The sequence below is a fragment of the Nonomuraea sp. NPDC003201 genome (assembly GCF_053590415.1).
Genome location: NZ_JBSFTC010000477.1, coordinates 1 through 6,093, shown reverse-complemented (window position 1 = coordinate 6,093; position 6,093 = coordinate 1). Strand labels below are relative to the sequence as shown.

Genomic DNA, 6,093 nt, shown 5'->3' with positions numbered 1-6,093 from the left:
GGGCGACTTCACCGCCGATCAGATCGCCGAGCTGTACGACCAGCACACGCAGGCGACCGGTCAGGAGTTCACCAAGGACGCGGGGGACCGGGCCGAGCTCGAAGGCCGGCTGGCCGCGATCGCCAAGGCCGACGAGCTGGCCACCCAGGCGCGCAGGGCGCTGCGCGCCGCCCGCGGGAAGCTGGACGAGGCGCGGGCCGGCGCCGAGCGCACCGAGCGGCAGGCCGAGAGCGCCTGGCGGGAGCTGGAGGCGGCCCGCGACCGGCTGCTCGTCTCCGGCCGGCAGGAGGACCCGCCGCCGCTCCTCGACCGGCGTGACCTGCACCAGGCGTGGACCGAGCTGCTCGGCTGGCGGGACCGGGCCGCGCAGGCCGTCCGCGCCGAGCTGGCCGAGCGCGAGGAGCAGCTCGCCCAGGCCGGCGCCCGGCTCACGGACGACCGCCGCCGGCTGACCGAGCGGCTGGCCCGGCACGGCGTGGTCGCCCCGCGCGACGCCTCGCCCGACCAGCTCGGCGCCGCCGTCGCCGGGACCGTCGCCCGCGCCGACAGCGCCCTCGAACGCCTCAAGGAGGAGCGCAAGCGCGCCGCCGACCTCGAGCTACAGGTCTCCGGGAAGGAGCACGAGGCCAAGGTCGCCCACGAGCTCGCCCTGCGCCTGCGGGCCAACGCCTTCGAGCGCTGGCTGTGCGCCGAGGCCCTGGCCGTGCTGGTCGCCTCGGCCTCCGACACGCTGCGCGAGCTGTCCGACGGCCAGTACGAGCTGGCCCTCGGCGACAAGACCGGCGACATCGAGGTCATCGACTACGGCGAGGCCGGCCTGCGGCGCAGCGCCCGCACCCTGTCCGGCGGCGAGACCTTCCAGGCCGCCCTCGCGCTGGCCCTGGCGCTGTCCGGCGCCGTCGCCCGGGGCCTGGACTCGATCTTCCTGGACGAGGGGTTCGGCACGCTCGACCCGGCCACGCTCGACACCGTGGCCGGCACCCTCGAACGCCTGGCCGCCGGACAGGACCGCCTGATCGGCGTCGTCACGCACGTGCCCGCGCTGGCCGATCGCGTGCCGGTGCGCTTCGAGGTCAGGCGCGACGGCAAGGGCTCCCACGTGCGGAAGGCGGCCATCGCTCCATGACGGGATTCACCGTCGACCCCTGGGATCCCGGCTACGCCGCCGCCCTCGCCGTCGAGAACCTCTCCGAGATGGGCGCCACCAGCGCCGAGCTGGTCATCGACATCGAGCGGCCGGCCGCCGACTGGAAGCCCGTCACGCCCGGGCCCGACGCCTCCCCTCCCGGGACGCTGCTGGTGGCCGACGGGGTCCGCAGGATCGACGCCCGCGTGTGGGTCGACGATCCCGACGCGCCCATGCCCGTCCCGGGGATCGCGGCGTCGTACGCGGCCGGCATCGTCCGCTGCGGCCCGGACGGCGCCGACCTGGCGGCGATCCAGGTCAACCGGTCGCTGATCTCCGCCTCGCCGCACACGCCCGAGGTCAAGACCGCGCACGCCACGTACGAGCCCAGCAAGGCCGCCGACACGAGCTTCGAGGAGCTGTCCCTGGCGCTGCAGCGGCTGGTCACCCAGCTGGAGGTGGACCTGGCGGTGCGGCACCGCGACCGCGGCGACGACCTGCTGCTGGTGGACGGGCCGCTGCGGGGGCGTACGCACCTGCCGCGCACGATCGGCTACATCAAGACCCACCACACCGCCTACCTGCCGCCGCCGCAGTCCGCGGTGGTCGCCGCGCTCGCGCCGGGCCAGCGCACGCCCGTGTTCCTGATGGGCACGAGCTGGCGGCGGCACGCCTGGTACCTGCGGCTTCCCGTCCAGTCGTCCGCGCCGTGGGCGGGCGTGGCGCGTTGCGAGGCCAGCGCCGAGCTGGACCCGGCCCAGGTCGTACGGCTGGCCGACGCGGTCACCGTCGCCCTGCCGCCGCTGGCCGGCGTGGACTACAAGGACCCGCGCGCGCCGCAGAACCTGGTCCCGATCGGCGGCCTGGAGAAGCTCCTGCGCCACCACCTGGGCGACAGCCGCCTGCTCTACCGCGCACTGCGCACGGCGGCGGCCGGATAACCGCCCGCTCCGCACGGCGACGGCCGGTCGGCCACGTGCTCCACCGCGGGCCGGCGCGTTCTGGGAACGGGCCCGTCACGAAAGGCTTCGCTAGCCGTCAGGGAGGGAATGTCAGCGGCCCTGACCGGCGGACGCCTGCCTAGCGTGGGCGCATGGGTGACTGGTGGGCGGCCTTCAGGCGATCGCCGTACTTTCCCGCGTCCGTCCTGGTGCTGATCCTCTCGGCGGGGGCGGGGCTGTTCGCCGGGTCGTACACGTACGCCATGGCCTCCCCGACCCCGCACCACATGCCCGTGGCGGTCGTCGGCGTCAGCGCCCAGACCGTACGGGGGAAGGCCTTCGTCGCCGGCCTGGAGCAGTCCCTGGAGTCCTCGCTCGTCCTGCGCGTCGAGCGGACGTACGCCGACGCCGTCAGGGCCATCGAGGAGCAGCGGGCCTTCGCCATATTCGTGGTGCGCGGGAACGACGTCGAGATGGACGTCTCGAGCGCCTCGGGCGCGTCGGTGGCGCAGCTGCTCGTCGAGCAGGCTCCGCGCGTCGCCGCCCGGGTGGGGGTACGCCTCACGATGAGGGACATCAAGCCGCTCCAGCGAGCCGACCCGCGCGGCCTGGCGATCTTCTACATCACGCTCGCCGCCGTGATCATCGGGTTCACCGGGGCGGCCCAGCTCAGCGCGAACGCCGCCCAGCTCAATCCCGGCGAGCGGATCGCCTTCACCGCCGCCTACGCCGGGCTAGGGGCGTTCGCCATCGTGGCGATCGTGGACTGGCTGCTGGGCGCGCTGAAGCTGCCGGTCCTGGAGTCGTGGTTGATCCTGGCGATGACCATGTTCACGACGGGGATGGTGTTCACCATGTTCCACACCTTCCTCGGGCGCTGGGCGATGCTTCCCACCTGGGGGCTGATGGTGCTGCTGGGCAACCCCTCCTCCGGCGGGGCGGTGTCGTGGCCGCTGCTGCCGTCACCGCTGGGCGTCATCGGCCGCTGGCTGCCGCCGGGGGCCTCGGTCAACGCCCAGCACACCGCCGTCTACTTCCGCGGCCACCAGAGCCTGATGCCGTTCCTGGTGCTGGGGGCGTGGTCGCTGGTGTCCTGTGTCGTCTTCCTGGTCTGGCGCAAACGCCATCCCGGGGGCCGCACCGACGCCCCCTCATGAGCCGGTCAGCCGCGTGGGGCGCGGCGGTCGCGGCGGCGTTCGAGCTCTTCCTCGCCGACCAGGGTGAGCATCGGCTCGCCCGGGGCGCACAGCATCACGACGACGAAACGGCTCCACGTGTCGGGGAGGTTGTTGGCCGCCTGGTAGTGGATGACGTCACCGCCCGGCTCCCAGAAGGCCTCGCCCGCGCGGATGACCCGCTCGGGCTCGCCCTCCAGCTCGAAGATCATTTCTCCTTCGAGCATATAGCCGAAGACCGGGCCGGCGTGGCGGTGCGGCAGGGTGCCCGGGTCCCCCGGCGGCAGCTCGATCAGGGCGGTCATCGAGCAGGCCCCTTCGGGGACCGTGGGGTGCTGCTCCTGAAGGAGGGTCAAGACGGTGTTGGATTGCATGTCCAGGAGGCTATGGGCCATTCGGCCCTATGAGATGAGCCATTTGCGATCCGACCGATTGGACCAATTCCCGACTGTTCATCTTTCCTTTAGTGATCTTTGTCGTTATTTGCCCCTTTCTGCGGGGATCATTGCGGTGTCCGTCGCACCCCCCCACGAGGAGGCTTCGTGCACACCCCGCAACGCTCCGGACGTTCCTGGCCGGTGAGGCTCACCATCGTCCTCACCGCCTTCGTGTCCCTCATCGGCCTGGTCGGCATCACCCCCGCCAACGCCTCGGTCTACAACTCCTGCACCATCTCGCGGTGCTCCGACGCGCGCTCGGCCGGCTCGACCTGGGCTTCCAAGGGCTACCCCACCTCCAGCGGCTGGTACTCCTGGCCGGACGGCCGCTACAACTACACCGGCGGGCGCTTCTACAACCGCGAGGGCCAGCTGCCCAGCGGCGCCACCTACTATGAGTACGACGTGTACTCCCGGGCGCGCGGGGCCGCGCGTGACGCGTACCGGATCGTCGTGAACCGCAGCACCGGCGTGGTGTGGTTCTCGCCCAACCACTACACCGACTTCTACCGCCTGTAGGGACGCACGCCCATGACCTCCGCCGAACGTCCGCTGCCGTCCTGGCTCACGGTGTCCACCGGCCCGGTGCCGGCGGTGGTCGACGGGCGGGCCTGCCGGACCCGCGCCGCCTTCTTCGAGGAGGTGGCGCGGGTGCTGCGCCTGCCCGCCTACTTCGGCCGCAACTGGGACGCGCTCACCGACTCGCTGCGCGACACCGGCGCGGTCGCCCTGTTCGTGGCGCACGCCGAGGAGTTGCTCGGCGACGAGCCTCCCGAGCAGTTCGCCACGCTGCTGGCGGTCCTCTCCGACGCCGCCGAAGCCGGGCTGACCGTCACCCTGAACACCGAGCCGGCCCATGAGGCCCAGCTCCGGGAGCGGGCCGCCGCCGCACTGAGCTGAGCCAGGGCGAGCACTATGCGGAGCACAGGTACGGGCGGGAGAGCGCCAGGGCGGTCGCCGTGAGCGCCATCCCGAACAGGACCGGCGCGAGGTGCCAGAGGTCGACGTACCCGATGGCCAGGTGGGTGAGGACGGCGGGCACGAACCCGGCGACGGCCGCGAGCGCCAGCGTCCACCACACCCACGACTCACCGCGCCGCCATCCCCAGGCGCTCAGCAGGGTGATCGCCGCCGCGGCGGCCAGCAGCGCCCCGCCGAACCCGGCCCTGTCGTGCGCGACGAACGGCAGCAGCCGCGTCCCGGCCGCCGCCCGCAGCGCGTCCGGCCCGGTTCCCAGGTACTCCAGGTCGCTCGGGACAAAAACGCCGCCGAGACCGACGGCCGACACGGCCACGCCGCCGACGAACAGCCCGGCCCCGGTGATCACCATGAGGAGCTGGCCGGTGAGCGCCCGGCGGCGTTCGCGCTCGGGTCCGTCCGGGCGGGAGGTCCATCGCGGGCGCTCCCGGGGCCGCCGGGCCGCGGCCAGGAACATGGGGAGGAGGACGACGGCCAGCGCCGTGTGCAGCGGCTCCACGTACCCGTGGGTGAAGAGGTAGGGCACGGCGGCGAACCCGATCGCCCCCGAGACCAGGTACGCCTCGCGCGCCCACGGCCACCCACGGCGCATGCCCCCGGCGGTGAGTCCGAGGTAGAGGACGCCGACGGCCACCATCGTGCCCGCCAGCGTGATCCGGTCGTGCCGCAGGAAGTGGACCAGGTGGTGGTTGACGGCGTGTAACGCCTTCTGGTCCATGTCGAGGAAGGCGCGGTCGTACCAGAGCAGCACCGGCCCGAGCGCGACCAGCGCGGCGACGAGCCCGGCGACCGCGATGACGGCCCCGGTCACCAGCCCCCACCACCAGCCGGGCCACCGTCGGGGGTCACGACCGACGGCCCTCAGCGAGGGGGTGGGCGCGGTGGGGGTCGCCGCCTCCATCACCCGCCCGAACCACCCGGGGCCTGCCTCGATCAGCAGGGCCGGCGTGGCGAGCACGGCCTTGGCGGGATCGGCAAGAATACGGGCCGCCGCTCCAACGGCCGGGGAAGCGGGCAACACGATGCCCCCTTCACTTACCCCTACACCACACTCGACCCCGCTCTCCCACCCGCCCTCCCCCGCGCCGTGCTCGAGTCCACCCGCCTCCACGCCGCACTCCCCCCGGAATCTCTCCACGCCGCGTTCCGCCCGAGGCACCCCCGCGCCGCGCTCCGCCTGGGGCTCCTCCACGTCGCGCTCCGGCCGGTGCTGCTCCTCATCGTCCGTCGGCAGGATCGCGTCCACGTGTGCTGCCAGGGCGGCGGTCACGGCCGGGTCCCCCGTGCGGACCAGCAGCGGCACCCGCCTGCCCGCCGCCGCCTCCCGTACCAGCGGCACGTCCGCGAGCCCGACCGGCTCCACCAGGATGAGCCCCGCCCCGAGCGGCGGCAGCGCGCGTACGGCGTCCCGGGCCACCTCCGGCGGCACCGCCGCG

The 6,093-nt window shown here is 73.5% G+C and carries 7 protein-coding genes; 5 read left to right on the top strand and 2 right to left on the bottom strand.

From position 1 onward, the window contains the following. From ACWDX9_RS58360 to ACWDX9_RS58350, 3 genes are all read left to right on the top strand, one after another. Positions 1 to 1,126 (top strand): SbcC/MukB-like Walker B domain-containing protein (locus tag ACWDX9_RS58360; RefSeq protein WP_449972035.1); only part of this gene is annotated, 1,126 nt, incomplete at its 5' end. Then, a complete protein-coding gene (locus tag ACWDX9_RS58355) occupies positions 1,123 to 2,067 on the top strand; it encodes a hypothetical protein (RefSeq protein ID WP_449972033.1) in 945 nt (314 codons plus the stop codon). The genes ACWDX9_RS58360 and ACWDX9_RS58355, both read left to right, overlap by 4 nt. A 152-nt stretch (positions 2,068 to 2,219) precedes the next feature. Continuing rightward, entirely contained in the window at positions 2,220 to 3,224 is a 1,005-nt protein-coding gene (locus ACWDX9_RS58350; protein ID WP_449972030.1) for an ABC transporter permease, read from the top strand. 5 nt (positions 3,225 to 3,229) lie between these two features. Here ACWDX9_RS58350 and ACWDX9_RS58345 read toward each other — a convergent pair whose 3' ends face one another. After that, positions 3,230 to 3,616 carry a cupin domain-containing protein gene (locus ACWDX9_RS58345; RefSeq protein WP_449972027.1) on the bottom strand — a complete coding sequence of 129 codons (387 nt, stop codon included), beginning with the start codon at positions 3,614 to 3,616 and terminating at the stop codon, positions 3,230 to 3,232. Positions 3,617 to 3,784: 168 nt separating this feature from the next. Between ACWDX9_RS58345 and ACWDX9_RS58340 the strand changes: the two genes are divergently transcribed. Continuing rightward, complete coding sequence (locus ACWDX9_RS58340; protein WP_449972024.1) at positions 3,785 to 4,198, top strand: ribonuclease domain-containing protein; 414 nt, start codon at positions 3,785 to 3,787, stop codon at positions 4,196 to 4,198. Between the two features lie 12 nt (positions 4,199 to 4,210). Beyond that, positions 4,211 to 4,579 carry a barstar family protein gene (locus ACWDX9_RS58335; RefSeq protein ID WP_449972021.1) on the top strand — a complete coding sequence of 123 codons (369 nt, stop codon included), beginning with the start codon at positions 4,211 to 4,213 and terminating at the stop codon, positions 4,577 to 4,579. Positions 4,580 to 4,592: 13 nt separating this feature from the next. Here the strand turns inward: ACWDX9_RS58335 and ACWDX9_RS58330 are convergent. Next, positions 4,593 to 6,093: hypothetical protein (locus tag ACWDX9_RS58330; RefSeq protein WP_449972018.1), on the bottom strand; the 1,501-nt coding region annotated here is incomplete at its 5' end.